Origin of the sequence: Sphaerisporangium krabiense (assembly GCF_014200435.1) — a bacterium.
Lineage (GTDB): Bacteria > Actinomycetota > Actinomycetes > Streptosporangiales > Streptosporangiaceae > Sphaerisporangium > Sphaerisporangium krabiense.
On record NZ_JACHBR010000001.1, the window covers coordinates 5,352,400 to 5,366,587 of the forward strand.

Genomic DNA, 14,188 nt, shown 5'->3' on the forward strand with positions numbered 1-14,188 from the left:
GTGGCCCGGCGCCACGCCGGTCCGCAACGGGATTTTCTCGTTCCTCCGCCGCGTCGGTGGCACCTGAAGGCTCAGGGCCGGTCGTCGGGGTCCTCGGGCGGGGGCGGGGTGTAGGGCCGTAGATGTTCCCAGGTGATGAAGGCGATGCCGACGGCGATCATGGACAGGCCCGTCCAGAGGTTGATGCGGACGCCCTCGGCCTTGGCCAGTTCCGCCTGGCCGTCGAGCAGGCCGGTGATGGTCAGGATCACGCCGTACACCGCGAAAAGGCCGCCGATGATCCGCCGGATGTCGAAACGGCGGGCGGCGCGCTTGCGGGTGGTCTCCTCGCTCACAGGGGTTCCTCCGGATCCGTGCTCAGATGAAGGGGATGTAGAGGGCGGCGGCGAGGATCACGGCTCCAGCGCCGAGGATGGCCGGCGACCGGTACCACGCCTTGGCGCCCGCGCCGGTGTCGTCGGCGATCGAGGCGTCGCTGAGGCCGTAGACCAGCCCGCGCAGCTCGCTCTCGGGTTTCGGCGTGGTGGCCAGGGTGACGGCGACCGAGACCAGCGCGTCCACGACGAACGCGGTGCCCGCGCCCCAGAAGGTGGCGTTCAGCTCGGTGCCGAAGTCCAGCACGCCCGCCTTGAAGAGGATGTAGGACCCGAACGCCGCGACGGTCCCCGACAGCAGTCCCCAGAACCCGGCCCACGCGGTCATGCGCCGCCAGAACAGGCCGATGATGAAGGTGGCGAACAGGGGCGCGTTGAAGAACGAGAACAGCGTCTGCAGGTAGTTCATGATGTTGCTGAACCCGGCCGCGATCAGCGCGGTGCCGATGCCGAGCACGACGCCGCCGACCGTGGCGAGGCGGCCGAGGCGCAGGTAGTACTCGTCCGGACGGTCCTTCTTCACGTGCGAGCGCCAGATGTCGTAGGTGAAGACGGTGTTGAAGCCGCTGATGTTGGCCGCCATGCCCGCCATGAACGACGCCAGCAGCCCGGTGACGGCGACGCCGAGGACGCCGTTCGGCAGCAGGTCGCCCATCAGCAGCGGGATCGCGTAGTTGTACTGCGGCCCGCCGGGCTTGCCGAGGTCGCTGAACAGCACGAGCGCGACGAGGCCGGGGATCACGGTGACGGCGGGGATCACCAGCTTGGGGTAGGCGGCGACGATCGGGGTGAGCCGCGCGGCGGTGGTGTCGCGGGCGGACAGCCCGCGCTGGACCTCGGCGAAGTTGGTCGTCCAGTAGCCGAACGACAGCACGAACCCGAGGCCGAGCACGATGCCGATCCAGTGCGCGCCGAGCGGGTTGGTGTCGGCGGACCCGGTGCCGGCCCAGGCGTGCAGGCCGGGGTCGCCGAGCGCGGACCGGCGCACCTTGTCGGCCAGCCCGGAGAACCCGCCCACTTTGATCAGGCCGAGGACGGTGACGGGGACCAGCCCGGCGAGGATGACGAAGAACTGCATCACCTCGTTGTAGATCGCCGAGGACAGGCCGCCGAGCACGACGTAGGCGAGGACGATGGCCGCCGACACGACGATCGACAGCAGCAGGGGCCAGCCGAGCAGCGCGCCCATGACCAGCGCCAGCGCGTAGAGGTTGATCCCGGCGATGAGGATCTGCGCGAGCGCGAAGGTGATCGCGTTGAGCAGCTGGGTCTGGCCGTTGAAGCGGCGCCGCAGGAAGTCGGGGACGCTGTGCACCTTGGAGCGGTAGTAGAACGGCATCATCACGACGCCGAGGAACACCATCGCCGGGACGGCGCCGATCCAGTAGTAGTGCACGGTCTGGACGCCGTACTGCACGCCGTTGGCGGCCATGCCGAGGATCTCGGTGGCGCCCAGGTTGGCGGACAGGAAGGCGAGGCCGGTGACCCAGGCGGGCAGCGAGCGGCCGGAGAGGAAGAAGTCGAGGCTGGTGTGGACGGTCCGGCGCACGACGAGGCCGATGCCGAGCACGGTGAGGAAGTAGAGCGCCAGGACGAGGTAGTCGAGCAGGTTGACGTCGAGCCTCAGGTCCTGCGCCGCGAGAGCGAGGTTGTCTGGCACGCGCAGTCGGCTACCCGGAAATTTCGCGCTTTCACCTGGACTTTCGCTGGATGTCCGGCGGACGAGGACGGCGGCGCGGAGCCCCCACACCTGGACCCCGCGCCGCCGTGCCTCAGGCGGTCAGAACGCCGACACGTAGGTCACGAACGACTGCTGCGCGACGTTGGTCACGCCGTTGTAGCAGGCCACGTCCCGCACGAGCGCCTCGTTCCCGGACGTCGCCCACACCGCGAGCAGGTTGCAGTACTCCGGCCCCGGCCCGTACGCGGTCGCCTGGACGTCGTCCTGGAGCACGCCGACCTTGTGGAAGGTCACCAGCCGCAGCCCCGTCCCCGCGCTCCGGATCTCGTTGAACGACCCCTGCGAGTTGTAAGTGATCGCCGGCGGGACGGGGGTGTACGGCCCGGGGTTGGCGGGCGTGGTGTCGAAGACGTAGGCGAAGTTCTTCGGCGGCACGGCGGCGCCCGTGATCGCCCGCTCCCGCTGGTAGGTGAGGGTCCACCCGGAGTCGAAGGGGACGTTCGCCGCGTTGTGGCAGCGGACGACGATCACCTGCTCGGCCGCGAGCGGCGTCCAGTCGCTCACCTTGCACCGGGCCGGGTTGTCGGGGTTGACGGCCGTGGCCTGGAAGCCGCCGGCCTGGCCGGCCGAGCCGAGCCCGGGCAGCCGTACCCGCCACACGCCCGTGCCGAGCGGCGTGACGGTGTTCACGCCTCCGGAGGAGTTGTACTGCGTGCCGATGGCCGCGCCGGTCCAGAACAGGTAGCCGAAGGACTTGGGAGCCGGCAGCAGGCCGGTGCTCTGGGAGAAGACGATGGAGAAGGGGGTGAACTGCGGGGTGCCGCCGTACTTGTAGCACCGCACCGCCACGATCTCGTCAGGGCCGGAGGCGGTGTACTTCTGGACCTGGCACCACTGGCCCGTCTGGGTGATCGCCGTGACGTGGACCACCCCGGCGGACGGGATGCCGATCTGCGGGAACTTCACGTAGACCTGGCCGACCGCGCCCGGCGTGACGGTGACGGTCGGGCCGGCCGCCCAGCTTCCCGCCTGGTGGGAGAGGTTGGGGACGCCGTTCTGGACGTCGACGAGGGCGAAGCCCCAGCGGTCGGGCACCGCCGCGTGCGCGCTCGTGCCCGCGGCGGTGAGCCCGGCCGCGAGCGCCGATACGACGCACAGGATCCTGAGTAACACGTTTCGTAACCGGCGCATGGCGTTCTCCGTCGGAGTGGGGGGTGATCGCTGGGAGTGGGGGTGGGCCGGGTGGGGGCGTCCACTTGGGCTTTTGATAACCCGGCCGGGGAATCTTGAGAAGGCCCAACCTTGCCCTGGCTCTCGACGCCGGTCAGGACGCCGGTCATGGGCGCGCGGCGCGCGACGCACCCCGCGCCGCGCGGGACCGCCGTGCCGGGCGCATATTCTGGATCGCGACAGGAACAGTACGGGGGTGTGCCGGTGGCCGTGACCGACGACACGCGGGGCGAGGCCGAGAGTCGGCGGGGGTGGCTGGACGGCGTCCGCGCCAGCCGGACGGGCCGTCTGACACTGAAGATCGTCATCGGGGTGATCGGCGCCGCGCTGGTGATCGGCGGCCTGCTGCTGGTCCCGCTGCCCGGCCCCGGCTGGCTGATCGTCTTCGCCGGCCTCGCCGTGCTCGCCACCGAGTTCGCCTGGGCGCACCGCCTGCTGGAGTTCGCGAAGAAGACCCTCTCCGCCTGGACGGACTGGCTCAAACGCCAGAACTGGCCCGTGCGCATCATCGTCGGCGGCGTGACGCTCGCGGTCGCCGCCGTGATCGTCTACTTCGCCCTCAGGCTCACCACCGGCGTCGACCTTCTGCAGATGGCCCGCGGCTTCCTCACCTGACCGGACGCCGGCGACTCCGGCCGCGCTGCCCTTGGCGCGCGGGTACTGGATTGTCACCCGGGCGTACAGCGAGTCAGGAAGAAATGTGATCTGAACCGATCAGAATGTGCGCAGGGCCGCTCCGGCGGCAGGGTCCTCGCCGCACGAAGAGGTGCATCACGATGAGCGCCATCAGCAGGCGGGCGTGAGCGTGGCCGTTCCGGCGCTGTCGCAGGTGCCCCGCGAGTTCGCCGACGTCGTCCGTGACCACCTCGACGAGCTCGCCGACGAGATGATGGGGGAGATCCAGGCCAGCGTGCCGGAGTACTCGCGGCCGGGGGACGCCCGGTACGTGGGGGCCGTGCGGCGCGCGGTGGAGGAGGCGCTGCGGCAGTTCCTGGTGCGGGTCGCCGACGACGGCGCCGGCCGGGGACGGCTGCTGGAGGTCTACCGGGCCATCGGCAAGGGGGAGGCCGCCGAGGGCCGTCCGCTGGACTCCCTGCAGGCGGCGCTGCGCATCTGCGCCCGGGTCGCCTGGCGGCGGCTGGCCCTGGAGTCCGAGCGGCTGGACCTGTCGCGGCGGCGGGTGTGCGAGGTCGGCGAGGCGATCCTCGTGTACCTGGACGAGATCGCCGCCGCCGCGGCGGAGGGGTACGCCGAGGCCCAGGTCAAGGTGGCGGGCGAGGTGGAGCTGCGGCGCAGGCGCCTGCTGGACCTGCTGGTGAGCGACCCGCCCGCCGACCCGCGCGCCGTGCGGGACCTGGCGGACGCGGTGCGGTGGCCGATGCCGCGGACCGTCGCGGGCGTCGCCCTGGCCCCGGGCGCCCAGGCCGCCGCGCGGCCCGCGCTTCCGCCGGACGTGCTGGCCGATCTGGACCGCGCCGCCCCCTGCCTGATCCTGCCCGACCCGGACGGGCCCGGCCGGGCGGGCGTCCTGGACGCCGCGCTGCGGGACTGGATCGTCGCCGTCGGCCCCGCGGCACCGCCGCACGAGGCCGCGCAGTCGCTGCGGCTGGCCCGCGACGCGCTGGCGCTGGCCCGGCGCGGGCTGCTGGACGCGGCGGGGCCGATCCGCTGCGCCGACCACCTCTCCACGATGATGATCTTCAAGGACGAGGCGCTGGTGCGCGTGCTGCGCCGCGTGCGGCTGGCGCCGCTGCGCCGGCTGCGCCCCGCCCAGCGCGACAGGGTCGCCGAGACCCTGCTCGCCTGGCTGCAGTGCGGCCACAACGCCAACGAGGTCGCGGCCCGCCTGCACGTCCACCCGCAGACCGTCCGCTACCGGCTGCGCCAGGCGGCCGAGCTCTTCGGCGACCAATTGAGGACGCCCGACGACCGATTCGAGCTGGAAATAGCGCTGCGCGCCCGCGGTGACACGGCGCGTGCCGAGACCCGCGAAAAGGGGTGAAAACGCGGCCGTCCCGCGGCACCCGCCTTTTGTCATCCGCGCGACATAAGACGCGGCGCGTTACGCCGCCGGTGACAAGCTATTTCCGCTCTTCTCGCTTAACTTCTCTGCCATTCGGCGGACGGCCGCCGTTAACGGAAGGCGGGAAGGCATGCGTATCCGTGTCGTCCTCTCGGCGCTGGTCGCGGCGGCGCTGGTGGGCACGGCGCTCACCGGCCCCGCGCACGCCGGGACCTCTCTCCGGGGGGCGAACGACTGGGCGTGCGTGCCGAAGGCCGCGCACCCGCGCCCGGTGATCCTCGTGCACGGCACCTTCGCCACCATGGCGGTGACCTGGCCGGCCCTGTCCCCGGCGCTCAGGCGCGCCGGGTACTGCGTCTTCGCGCTCGACTACGGCGCCGCCCCGGGCGCCCTCCTTCAGGGCACCGGCGACATCGCGCGCTCGGCCGGGCAGCTCGCGGCGTTCGTGGACCGGGTGCTCACCGCGACCGGCGCCGCCAAGGTGGACATCGTGGGCCACTCCCAGGGCGGGATGATGCCGCGCCACTACCTCAGGTTCCTCGGCGGGGCGGCCAAGGTGCGCAAGCTCGTCGGCCTCGCCCCCTCCAACCACGGCACCACGCTCGGCGGCCTGGTCGCGCTCGGCGACCTGCTCGGCGTCACCGGCCCCGTCAGCGCGGCCTGCCCGGCCTGCGGGCAGCAGCTCGCCGGGTCGAGGTTCCTGGCCGCGCTGAACGCCGGCGGCGAGGATGTCCCCGGCGTGGCGCAGACCGTGATCGCCACCCGCTACGACGAGGTGATCACGCCGTACTCGTCGTCGTTCCTGGCCGGGGCGGGCGTGCGGAACGTGCTGGTGCAGCGCGTGTGCCCGCTGGACTTCAGCGCCCATCTCGGCCTGCTCCTGGACCCGGTGGTGCAGCGGCTGGTGATGGACGAGCTGGACGCGCCGCGCGGCGCGGTGAACTGCCTGAACCCGCTGGGCTGACTCCCGCGGCCGGGCACGGGCCGTCAGAGGTACAGGCCGGTGCCCTGCTCCGACTGCGGGGTGGCGACGGCGTGCAGGTCACGCTCGCGCATGACCAGGTAGACCTGGCCGTGCACCTCGACCTCGTACTGGTCCTCGGCGTTGAACAGCACCTTGTCGCCCACCTTGACCAGGCGGGCGTTGGCTCCCACCCCGCACACCTCGCCCCAGATGAGGCGGTTGGCCATCGTGACGGTCGCGGGGATGACGATGCCCGCCGAACTGCGCCGCTCCTCGCGCTCCTGCTCGACCTTCACCATGACGCGATCGTGGAGCATCTGAATCTCGAACTTCGGGTCAGCCACGCCTGAAGCTTATTCGGCCGGAGGGTGAACAGTGACCCCCAAGCTGCCCTTCGCTGCGTGCCCGTCCCGCGTGTCCGGGATCGGGAAAGATCAAACCGAGTCGGGCCTTCGTCGTATTTTGTTGGTTCCTATCCGGTTTAGCGCCCTGCCGTATCACCTTTCGGCGGCGAATCCAACGAGGTTTCGGACCATAGCATCACGGTAGTGGTCAGGCCCGGCGGTTATCGCCGGACCCCGATGGTAAATATCCCTACCGAAGCCGCTACAGTGCCATCGGACTCGTGCGCGGCCGAGGAGACGAAATGACGGAAGAGACCCGACGGGGCTTTGCGGGTCTGGACACCAGCAGGCCCAATTTGGCGCGTATCAATGACTATTTCCTCGGTGGAAAGGACAACTTCGCCGCCGACAGGAAGGCCGCCGAGGAGATCCTGGCCATCGCGCCCGAGGTGCGCGCCATGGCCAGGGAGACCCAGGCCTTCCACGTGCGAGCGCTGCGGTACCTGGTCGGCGAGGGCATCACGCAGTTCGTCAACATCGGCATGGGCCTGCCGAGCAGGTACAACACCCACCAGATCGCCCAGGAACTGGACCCCGGAGCCCGCACGGCGTACGTCTCGCGCGACCCCGTGGTCCTCTCGCACGCCCGGGCCCTGCTGGCCCTCGACGCGCGCACGACGGTCGTCGAGGGCGACGTCCTGCACCCGGCCGAACTGCTCGCCGACGCCCGGCTGCGCCGCGTGATCGACCTGGACCGGCCGCTGGCCGTGGTCATGCTCGGGGTGCTGCAGTTCACGCCGGACGCCGACGACCCGTTCAAGCGCGTCGCCGAACTCCGCGACCGGTTGCCCGCGGGCGGTCATATGGTCATCGCGCACGCCGTGCTCGACTCACGTCCGGAGGCCGCCCAGCCGATCGTGGACGTCTACAAACGGGTCCTCGGCCGCGAGGAGGATCCCTCGCGCACCCGCGAGCAGGTGCTCGGCTTCTTCGAGGGCCTGCGGCTGATCGAGCCGGGGCTCGTGTACCTGCGGCAGTGGCGTCCGGACAACCCTCTGGCCGCGCACAGGCCCGAGTCGGTGTGGATGGTCGGCGGCGTGGGGCGCAAGGAGGACGGCTGACGGCGCCCGCCCGGCCGCGCTCCGGCGGCCCCGGCGGCTATATGCCCTGCTGGTTATGATTGGGGCATGGCCACCGCCTTCGCCGTGCTGGCGGAACCGCACCGCCGCCGCATCCTGGACCTGCTGCTGGAGCGGCCCCGCGCCGTGGGGGAGCTGGTGGAGGAGCTCGGCCTCACCCAGCCGGGCACGTCCAAGCATCTGAAGGTGCTGCGCGAGGCCGGCCTCGTCCGCATGCGCCCGGACGCCCAGCGGCGGGTCTACGAGCTGCGGCCCGAGCCGCTCACCGAGGTCCTGGAGTGGCTGGAGCCCTACCGCCGCATGTGGGCCGGCCGCCTCGACGCCCTGGAGCGCCACCTCGGCGCGCTGCCCGACGACGCCGGTCTTCATGGGTGACGCGCCGGGGGAGGAGCTGGTGGAGCTGCTGCGCGAGGGCCGGCCGCGCGAGCGCGCCGACGCCGCGCGCAACCGCGAGCGGGTGCTGGCCGCGGCGGCGCGGCTGTTCCGCGAGCACGGGGTCGCCGCGGTGTCCATGGACGCCATCGCCGCCGAGGCCGGCGTGGGCAAGGGCACGTTGTTCCGCCGGTTCGGCGACAGGTCGGGCCTCGCCGCCGCGCTCCTCGACGCGCGGGAACGCGAGCTGCAGGAACGCGTCATCTTCGGCCCGCCGCCGCTCGGGCCCGGCGCGCCGCCCGCCGCGCGGCTGCTGGCCTTCGCCGAGGCATACGCCGCCTACCTGTACGGCCACCTCGACCTGCTCCGGGTCTCCGAGACCGCGTCCCCCGGCGCCCGCTACCGCCTCGGCGCGTACCGCTTCTGGCACCGCCACCTCGCCCTCCTGCTCACCGAGGCCGGGCGCGGGCGCGACGCCGACTACCTGGCCCACGCCCTGCTCGCCCCGCTCGGCGCGGAGATGGCCGCCGCGCTGCGGGGCACGTGCGACGCGGCGCGCACGGTGGCGGGCCTGCGCGAGCTGATCACGGGGCTGGTCCCGGGCTGACGGCCGTCGCGGCGTGGCCGGAGGGTGGCCGAAGAGCGATCCCTTGGTAACCGGCGTCCCGGCGGCAGGACCGCATACTGTGATGCGCACATGTGTCAGGAAAGGTCCGTGAGCTCGTGAGGATTGCCCCGTTCGCCAGGCTGCCCCGTCCGCTTCGCTGGGGGGCGCGCGTCCTCACCGGTCTCCTGGCGGTGGCGATCCTCCTCGCCGCCGCGGTGACCTGGACCGTCCGCCGCTCGTTCCCGCAGGCCGACGGGGAGCTGCGGCTGCCCGGGCTGAGCGCCCCCGTGACCGTCGTGCGCGACGGGTACGGCATCCCGCAGATCTACGCCGACGACCCCAAGGACCTGTTCATGGCCCAGGGGTACGTCCACGCCCAGGACCGTTTCTGGGAGATGGACTTCCGCCGCAAGACCACCGCCGGGCGGCTCTCGGAGCTGTTCGGCGCCACCACCCTGGAGGTGGACAAGGTCGTGCGCACGCTCGGCTGGCGGCGCACGGCCGAGCGCGAGGTGGCCCTGCTCGACGCGCCCACGCGCCAGGCGTTCACCGACTACGCGGCGGGCGTCAACGCCTGGATGGCCTCCCACCGGGGCTTCGCCGAGAAGAGCCTCGAATACGCGGTGCTCAAGCTGACCAACGGCGCCTACGAGCCCGAGCCGTGGACGCCCGCCGACTCCCTGGCCTGGCTCAAGGCGATGGCGTGGGACCTGCGCTCCAACCTGGACGCCGAACTGGAGCGGGCGCTCGACTCCTCGGTCCTGCCCGAGGAGCGGGTGCGGCAGCTCTTCCCGGCCTACCCGTTCGACCGGCACCGCCCGATCGTGACGGCAGGCGCCGTGCGCGACGGCGCCTTCGACCCGGCCGCCACCGCCGCGCGGGGGACGGCCGCCCCGGCGGACGCGGGCACCGCACGGGCGCTGGCCGGGGCGGCGCGCACGCTGGCCGCGCTGCCCTCGCCGTTCGGCTCCGGTGGGAGCGACCGGGCCGGGATCGGCTCCAACTCCTGGGTCGTGTCCGGCGCGCACACCGCCACCGGCCGGCCGCTGCTGGCCAACGATCCCCACCTCGGGCCGCGCATCCCGTCCATCTGGTACCAGGCGGGCCTGCACTGCCGGGTCAGGTCGGCCGCCTGCCCCTACGACGTGGTCGGGTACACCTTCTCCGGCATGCCGGGCGTGGTGATCGGCCACAACGCCCGGGTGGCCTGGGGGTTCACCAACCTCGGCCCCGACGTCGCCGACGTGTACGTCGAGCGCACCCGGGGGGACTCCTACGAGTCCAAGGGCCGGTGGGTTCCCATGGAGACCCGGACCGAGCAGATCAAGGTCGCCGGGCGGACCCCGGAGACGCTGACCGTGCGGGCGACCGCGCACGGCCCGATCGTCTCGGGCGTGCTCGGGCAGGCAGGGGAGGCCCTGGCCGGCGCGGCGGCGCGGGCGGGGGAGCGGCCGGGCGCCGTGACCGGGGGGAAGGCGCCGGCGGGCGGGCACGACGTGGAGATCGCGCTGCGGTGGACCGCGCTCGACCCCGGCGGCACCGCCAACGCCCTCCTGAAGCTGGACACGGCGTCGAACTTCGAGGAGTTCAGGAAGGCGGCGTCGGCCTTCGAGGCCCCCGCCCAGAACATGATTTATGCCGACATAGACGGCAACATCGGGTACCAGGCGCCGGGGCGCATCCCCGTGCGCGCCAAGGGCGACGGCATCTGGCCGAGCAAGGGCTGGACCGGCGAGGAGGAATGGACGGGCTTCATCCCCTTCGACGAGCTCCCGAAGTCCTACAACCCGCCCGAGGGCTACATCGCCACGGCCAACAACGCCGCGATCGGCCCCGGCTACGACCGCTTCCTGACCTCCGACTGGGCCTACGGCTACCGCTCCCAGCGCATCGCCGACCGGCTCGCCCGCGCCCTGGCGGGCGGCGGCAAGGTCACCGCCGCCACGATGGCCGACATCCAGATGGACTCCTCCAACACCATGGCGCCCGTCCTGGTGCCGTACCTGCGCAAGGCCGGCGCCCGGGTCCCGGAGGCGCGGCTGCTCGACGGCTGGGACCACACCCAGCGGCGCGACAGCGCCCCCGCCGCGTACTTCAACGCGGTCTGGCGGCAGCTCCTCCAGCGGACCTTCGACGACGAACTGCCCGAGGAAGGGCACGCGGGCGGCGGCGACCGCTGGTACGAAGTGGTGCGCGGCCTGCTCGAACGCCCCGCCGACCCCTGGTGGGACGACGTGCGGACCAAGGACAGGACCGAGGGCAGGGACGAGATCCTCGCCGCCGCGATGACCGGCGCGGCCAAGGAACTGCGCGAGCGGCTCGGCGACACGCCCGAGGACTGGCGCTGGGGCGACCTGCACACCCTGGAGCTGACCCACGAGACCTTCGGCACCTCGGGCATCGGCCCCGTCGAGTGGCTGTTCAACCGGGGGCCGCTGCGGCTCGGCGGCGGCCAGGACGCCGTGGACGCCACCGGCTGGGACGCCGTCGCGGGCTACGAGGTGGACTGGGTGCCGTCCATGCGCATGATCGTGGACCTGGCCGACCTGGACCGGTCGCGCTGGGTCAACCTGACCGGCGCCTCCGGCCACGCCTTCCACCCCAACTACCACGACCAGGCGGAACTGTGGGGGAACGGCGGCACGACGCCCATGCGCCAGACCGAGCGGGCCGTGCGCGCGGACGCGGCCGGCACGCTCACGCTCACTCCGTAGCGCCGCCTCAGCGCACCGGCAGCGGGCCGGATCTCACCCGCACGCGGGTGCGCGCGCACATCTCGCACCGCTGGGTGACCACGTGGCCGATCGCCTCGATCGTCTGCCACCGGTGGCGCAGGTGCAGCGCCGGGGTCCGTGCCTGACGTAAGTTCATGAGTCCGCCCACGACGTAGGACCGGCGGGGACGGCGGAGGTGCCGGCCCCCGCCCTCCCCTTGCCCGGAGTGACGGCCCTCATGCGCACCGCAGGCGACGGCGGCGGTGCTCCGTGCGTTAGCCGCTGGTCACCGAGGCGATCTCGTGCAGCGGGAACTCCAGATAGTCCCCGGCCTCCTCACACCAGGCGTCCAGCACGCCGCGCCGCAGCTCGCCGTGGCTGACCGTCGCGGTGAGCCCGTCGGACAACGTGATCAGCGCGCGCACCCCGCGGTCCACGACGAACCCCAGCAGCGACTGCTGCGCGGTCGGCAGGCGCGTGGCCATCCGGCCGATCACCGCCCAGGTCTGCCCCGCGGGACGCTGCTCGTCGGCCGTGCGCACCAGGCGCCTGGCGTGCTCGCGCGGGTCGGGCGGCGGGTCGGGGATGAACGGCGGCGGCTCCTCCAGCTCGGCCACCCGGCCGCCGGGCAGCAGGATCAGCCGCCCGCCCTGCGGCTCGCGGCGCACGGCGATCGAGCCGGTGTCGTCCACGGGCACCGGCGCGTACCCGGCGTCGCGCAGCGCGGCCAGCGTGCGCTCGGCCGAGGCGGCCCCGGCCAGCACCGTGGGCGCGAGCAGGCGCAGCCCCAGCCGCGACAGGCGGCGGTGCGCGGCGATCTCGGCGAGCAGCGCAGGGTCGGCGCCCTGGATGATGCACCCGACCGTGGTCACCGTGACCTCGCCGTAGCGGCGGGCGACGTCCCTGACCAGGTACGTCAGCGGCTGCGGGATCGTGCCGGCGGCGCCCAGGTCCTCCAGCAGGGAGTCGGCGGTGTACCCCGAGTCCAGGGCGCGCCGCACGCTGGCGGGGGAGAACCGCCACACCGAGGCGGCTCCCTGGGACTCGCGGTCGGCGGCGCGGTCGAGCAGCCCGGCCAGCTCGGCGGCGGGCGGGCCGGTGACCACGGCCGTCAGGTCGGCGCCGAACAGGGCCGTGCGCTGCGCCCCGGCCAGGGCGTGTACGGACGCCTCGACCAGGCCGGGATCGCGCTCGATGTGCGGCACGCTCTCGTCCTGCTCGTCGCCGGGGGCGGCCGAGCCGAGCGCGGCCAGCGCGCGGCCGAGCGCGGTGAGAGCGTCGGAGTCGACCAGGCCGAGCAGCCGGGCCTCGTGCAGGACGGCCGGGCAGCACTCGGCGAGCAGCTCGCGGTCCAGCAGAGGGGCCCGCCAGTGCACGGCCTGCACCAGCTCCGGGACGCTGGCCACCGCGGCGTCCTCGGGAAGCGTGGCCAGCGTGGTCAGCACGGCCCTGCGGATGCGGGCGACGGTCTCGCCGGAGGGGTCGTCGCCGAGCACCGTGGGGTAGCGGCCCGCCGAGCGGCGCAGCGAGGTGCGCTCCATGCGCCACCAGGCGGCCAGCAGCACCCGCAGCCGCGCGGGCGCGTCCTCCAGGCGCCAGGCGTCGAAGCGCTTGGTCGGCACCAGGCCGCCCGCCGCGTCGTCCCAGGCCAGCAGCCGGGCCACCGCGCAGACCTCCAGCAGCAGCCGGGCCTCGTCCTCGGCGCAGCCGCTCTCCTTGACGATCCTGCGGACCTCGCGCACGCCGACGCCGCCCGCCTTGAGCAGGGGCAGCGGCGTCTTGTCGGTGTTCTCCAGCAGGGCGGCGGCGCGGTCGACGGCGTGCGGCGCGGCCAGGCACATCGCGTGGTCCACGGACTCGGCGCTCACGGCCACGGTGCCGAGCTTCGGCGGCTCGGGCGTGAACGGGGCGCGATAGTCGGGGCCGCGCAGGGCCAGGGCGACCTCGCGGGGCATCTCGGCGATGTCCCACTGCGGGCGGAACAGCAGGCCGTGGTCGCCCGCCCATTTCTCCGGGGTGCCGGGAAGGGTGAAGCGGTCGCCGACGACGCCGCGCACCGGGCCGTCCCAGGCGAACTCGTCCAGCAGGCTGACCGTGCCGTCGGGCGCGTCGCGCAGCAGGCCGGTCAGGGCGTCGGCGTTGGACAGCGCGGCGGTGACGCGGCTCATGAGCTGGCGCCTGCCGCCCTGCGCGGGCAGGCCGAGCGCGCGGCTCAGGCGGCGCAGGCCCTCGGTGTCGACGGCCCAGGAGTCCAGGTAGGAGGCGAGGGGCTCGCCGAGGCCGCACGGGGCCGCCCACCAGCGGGAGACGGCCGAGGCGAGGTGGACGCGGCCGTCGCGTCCCGGCCAGGCCAGCGCCCGGTCGTACAGGCCGTCCAGCCAGGGCATGACCTCCGCCGTGCTGACGCCGAGGAAGCGCGCCAGCTCGTCGGCGGTGGCGCGCTCGCCGACGACGAGGCACGCCTGAAGGATCTCGAGGGGAGGCAGCGGCAGGCCGCGCATCACCTCCATGACGGCGAAGGTGTCGCCCAGGCGGCGGGCGAGCGTGTCGAGGCGGCGCGGCCACGGCGCGGCGATGGCGTCGGGCCGGCCCGCCAGGACGCGCCCGAGCCGGTCTTCGTCGAGCGTGGTCAGCCAGTCGAGCAGGTGATCATCCATCACAGCTCTTTCAAGGTCTCGCGGGAGTCACCAGGAGGCCACCGTAATGCAACGCACCGGTCCCACGGGATCGACGTAGCAGA

The 14,188-nt window shown here is 73.1% G+C and carries 13 protein-coding genes; 7 read left to right on the top strand and 6 right to left on the bottom strand.

The window, feature by feature from the left end; translation table 11 throughout:
- Nucleotides 1-71: 71 nt before the first annotated feature.
- The 3 genes from BJ981_RS23495 to BJ981_RS23505 all read right to left on the bottom strand — a co-directional run bounded on the left by BJ981_RS23495 (nucleotide 72) and on the right by BJ981_RS23505 (nucleotide 3,246).
- Nucleotides 72-335: a hypothetical protein gene (locus BJ981_RS23495; RefSeq protein ID WP_184613798.1), complete on the bottom strand. Its 264-nt coding sequence runs from the start codon at nucleotides 333-335 to the stop codon at nucleotides 72-74.
- A 22-nt stretch (nucleotides 336-357) separates the two neighbouring features.
- Complete coding sequence (locus BJ981_RS23500) at nucleotides 358-2,034, bottom strand: sodium:solute symporter family protein (RefSeq protein ID WP_184613800.1); 1,677 nt, start codon at nucleotides 2,032-2,034, stop codon at nucleotides 358-360.
- 120 nt (nucleotides 2,035-2,154) lie between these two features.
- Entirely contained in the window at nucleotides 2,155-3,246 is a 1,092-nt protein-coding gene (locus BJ981_RS23505; RefSeq protein WP_184613802.1) for a hypothetical protein, read from the bottom strand.
- A gap of 243 nt (nucleotides 3,247-3,489) precedes the next feature.
- Between BJ981_RS23505 and BJ981_RS23510 the strand changes: the two genes are divergently transcribed.
- The 3 genes from BJ981_RS23510 (at nucleotide 3,490) to BJ981_RS23520 (ending at nucleotide 6,272) form a co-directional block, all read left to right on the top strand.
- Complete coding sequence (locus tag BJ981_RS23510) at nucleotides 3,490-3,900, top strand: TIGR02611 family protein (RefSeq protein ID WP_239138993.1); 411 nt, start codon at nucleotides 3,490-3,492, stop codon at nucleotides 3,898-3,900.
- Between the two features lie 184 nt (nucleotides 3,901-4,084).
- On the top strand, nucleotides 4,085-5,287 hold the full coding sequence (locus BJ981_RS23515) for a PucR family transcriptional regulator (RefSeq protein WP_239138992.1): 1,203 nt from the start codon (nucleotides 4,085-4,087) through the stop codon (nucleotides 5,285-5,287).
- A 151-nt stretch (nucleotides 5,288-5,438) separates the two neighbouring features.
- Nucleotides 5,439-6,272, top strand: a complete 834-nt coding sequence (locus BJ981_RS23520) for an esterase/lipase family protein (RefSeq protein WP_184613804.1) — start codon at nucleotides 5,439-5,441, stop codon at nucleotides 6,270-6,272.
- Nucleotides 6,273-6,295: 23 nt separating this feature from the next.
- On the opposite strand, the gene BJ981_RS23525 is transcribed toward BJ981_RS23520, so the two are convergent.
- A complete protein-coding gene (locus BJ981_RS23525; RefSeq protein ID WP_184613806.1) occupies nucleotides 6,296-6,616 on the bottom strand; it encodes a GroES family chaperonin in 321 nt (106 codons plus the stop codon).
- 302 nt (nucleotides 6,617-6,918) lie between these two features.
- Here BJ981_RS23525 and BJ981_RS23530 point away from each other — a divergent pair, with 302 nt between their 5' ends.
- The 4 genes from BJ981_RS23530 to BJ981_RS23545 all read left to right on the top strand — a co-directional run bounded on the left by BJ981_RS23530 (nucleotide 6,919) and on the right by BJ981_RS23545 (nucleotide 11,448).
- Nucleotides 6,919-7,737, top strand: coding sequence for an SAM-dependent methyltransferase (locus BJ981_RS23530; protein ID WP_184613808.1), 819 nt, complete (start codon nucleotides 6,919-6,921; stop codon nucleotides 7,735-7,737).
- Between the two features lie 66 nt (nucleotides 7,738-7,803).
- The gene (locus BJ981_RS23535; RefSeq protein ID WP_184613810.1) at nucleotides 7,804-8,130 is read left to right on the top strand and encodes an ArsR/SmtB family transcription factor; all 327 of its coding nucleotides are present in this window, start codon (nucleotides 7,804-7,806) and stop codon (nucleotides 8,128-8,130) included.
- The gene (locus BJ981_RS23540) at nucleotides 8,123-8,734 is read left to right on the top strand and encodes a TetR/AcrR family transcriptional regulator (RefSeq protein ID WP_184613812.1); all 612 of its coding nucleotides are present in this window, start codon (nucleotides 8,123-8,125) and stop codon (nucleotides 8,732-8,734) included. Before BJ981_RS23535 ends, BJ981_RS23540 begins: the two co-directional genes overlap by 8 nt.
- A gap of 116 nt (nucleotides 8,735-8,850) precedes the next feature.
- Nucleotides 8,851-11,448: a penicillin acylase family protein gene (locus BJ981_RS23545; protein ID WP_184613814.1), complete on the top strand. Its 2,598-nt coding sequence runs from the start codon at nucleotides 8,851-8,853 to the stop codon at nucleotides 11,446-11,448.
- Between the two features lie 7 nt (nucleotides 11,449-11,455).
- Here BJ981_RS23545 and BJ981_RS23550 read toward each other — a convergent pair whose 3' ends face one another.
- Together BJ981_RS23550 and BJ981_RS23555 are read right to left on the bottom strand one after the other, a co-directional pair.
- Nucleotides 11,456-11,605: a hypothetical protein gene (locus BJ981_RS23550; protein WP_184613816.1), complete on the bottom strand. Its 150-nt coding sequence runs from the start codon at nucleotides 11,603-11,605 to the stop codon at nucleotides 11,456-11,458.
- A 118-nt stretch (nucleotides 11,606-11,723) separates the two neighbouring features.
- Nucleotides 11,724-14,105 (bottom strand): helicase-associated domain-containing protein, encoded by a 2,382-nt coding sequence (locus BJ981_RS23555; protein ID WP_184613818.1) that lies wholly within the window; start codon nucleotides 14,103-14,105, stop codon nucleotides 11,724-11,726.
- Between the last annotated feature and the right edge of the window lie 83 nt (nucleotides 14,106-14,188).